The organism is Brevundimonas sp., from assembly GCF_036677305.1.
GTDB lineage: Bacteria > Pseudomonadota > Alphaproteobacteria > Caulobacterales > Caulobacteraceae > Brevundimonas.
In genome coordinates, this window is record NZ_JAKFEB010000192.1 from 1 (window position 1) to 1984 (window position 1984).

The 1984-nt window shown below is 67.2% G+C and carries 3 protein-coding genes; 1 reads left to right on the top strand and 2 read right to left on the bottom strand.

Features of this window, described 5'->3' with window-relative positions:
* Positions 1-936, top strand: a 936-nt coding sequence (locus V6M42_RS11425; protein ID WP_332678557.1) for a glycoside hydrolase family 92 protein, incomplete at its 5' end; no start/stop codon positions are given.
* 75 nt (positions 937-1011) lie between these two features.
* Here V6M42_RS11425 and V6M42_RS11430 read toward each other — a convergent pair.
* Both V6M42_RS11430 and V6M42_RS11435 read right to left on the bottom strand, forming a co-directional pair.
* On the bottom strand, positions 1012-1377 hold the full coding sequence (locus tag V6M42_RS11430; RefSeq protein WP_332678558.1) for an endonuclease domain-containing protein: 366 nt from the start codon (positions 1375-1377) through the stop codon (positions 1012-1014).
* A gap of 70 nt (positions 1378-1447) precedes the next feature.
* Positions 1448-1984 (bottom strand): glycoside hydrolase family 47 protein (locus V6M42_RS11435; RefSeq protein ID WP_332678559.1); only part of this gene is annotated, 537 nt, incomplete at its 5' end.

Consider the following 1984-nt stretch of genomic DNA (forward strand, 5'->3'; position numbering starts at 1 on the left):
CCCTACGGCGGCCTCGGCGACTATATGGACCTCGGCTACGTCCCCATCGACCGCGAGCCCGAGGCCGCGTCCAAGACCGTCGAATACGCCTATGACGACTGGACCATCGCCCGCATGGCCGAGCGTCTCGGCCGCCGCGACGTGGCCGCCCAATTCGACCGCCGCGCCGGCAACTGGCGCAACACCTTCGACCGCGAGACCGGCTTCGTCCGCGCCCGTCTGGCCGACGGCAGCTACCGCACGCCCTTCGACCCCACCGCCATCAACTACGGATCGGACTACACCGAGGGCAACGCCTGGCAGTATTCGTGGTTCGTCCCGCAGGACATGGCGGGCCTGATCACGGCCATGGGCGGCGACGCGGCCGCGGTGGCCAAACTCGACGCCATGTTCGACTACGACAACACCGGTCTGGACTATTCCCACGCCGAGGACATCGCGGGCCTGATCGGCCAGTACATCCACGGCAACGAGCCCAGCCACCACTCGGCCTACGCCTATGTCCACGCCGGCGCCCCGTGGCGGACCCAGGCGCGGCTCAAGCAGATCGTCGAAAGCCAGTACCACGCCCGCCCCGACGGCCTCGCCGGCAATGACGACGTCGGCCAGATGTCGGCCTGGCTGATGTTCACGGCCATGGGCTTCTATCCGGTCACGCCGGGCTCGAACCAGTACGTCATCGGGCGTCCGTTCACCGACAGCACGGTCCTGAACCTGCCCGGCGGCAAGCGGTTCGCCATCGTCACCGACGGTCTGGCCGACGACCACCCCTACATCCAGTCGGTGACCCTGAACGGCCAGCCGCTGGAACGGACATGGATCGGGCATGACGAGATCATGGCCGGCGGGGAACTGCGGTTCGTGATGGGGGCGGAGCCGAACATGACATGGGGCGTCGGGGCGGAGGCGCGGCCGTATTCGATGACGGGGTACTGACATTCACCTCCCCATTCGCGAAGGCGAATGGGGAGGACAGGTCGCGTCAGCGACCAGGAGGGGGCGGCGCCGGCCTCACCGATCGCCCCGCCTCTCCCGCACCACCTCAAGGATGAAGTCGAGCACCCCGCCGAGATCATCCCTGACCGCGGTCGCCCGCAACCGGATGACCCGAATGCCGCGCGTGGAGCTCAGCCATGCCGTCCTGCGCCGATCATGCTCGGCCTGTTCAGCGCCGTCGTGCACCGACCCGTCGACCTCGATCGCCAGCTTCGCCTCGGCGCAATAGAAGTCGAGAATGTACGGCCCGACAGGATGCTGTCGCCTGAACTTCAGCCCTCGCATCCGCCCGGCCCTGAGCCACTGCCACAGACGCGCCTCCGGCGGTGTCATCTTCCGCCGGAAAGCCTTGGCGCGCGTATAGCTCAAACCGTCAGGCACCGAGTCGCCCCCTCCTGACCGCTGCGCGGTCTGTCCTCCCCATTCGCCTACGCGAATGGGGAGGTGATCCTCACCTCACAAACCCCCTGAGCACATTCGCCTCCGTGCTCAGCACCAGCTTGTCCAGGTCCACCCGCTTCGGTTCGGCAAACATCAGGTAGTAGTACTTCATCTGCTCCGACCACCAGTAGCCCGGGCAGTTGTCGCCCTGGGTCATCGGCCGGGTCGTGATGTCGGCCAGCGAGGTGTAGCCGTAGGCCGCCTTCGAGGTGTCCTTCATGTTCCGATAGTGCAGCGCCGTCAGCGACCGGTACCGCTCGTCCCGGTCGCCCAGCCACAGGTTCAGACAGGCGTCGGCGAACTCGGGGCGCAGGCCGGTGCGCTTGCCGCGGGCCGTCCCCGTCGTCACATCGATCGATTCCGGGATGATCATGTAGCGCGACTGCATCCCGGTGTAGCTGGCCAGGAAATCGTCGCCCTCGGCCTTTCGACCCACCTGCCCCAGCAGCCCGGCCAGATAGCCGCCCAGCACGGTCTGAGACGTGCCGGTCACCTCGGCGGTCTCGTAATCCACCATCGGGAACCACAGCCGGCCTTCGTAGCGGCG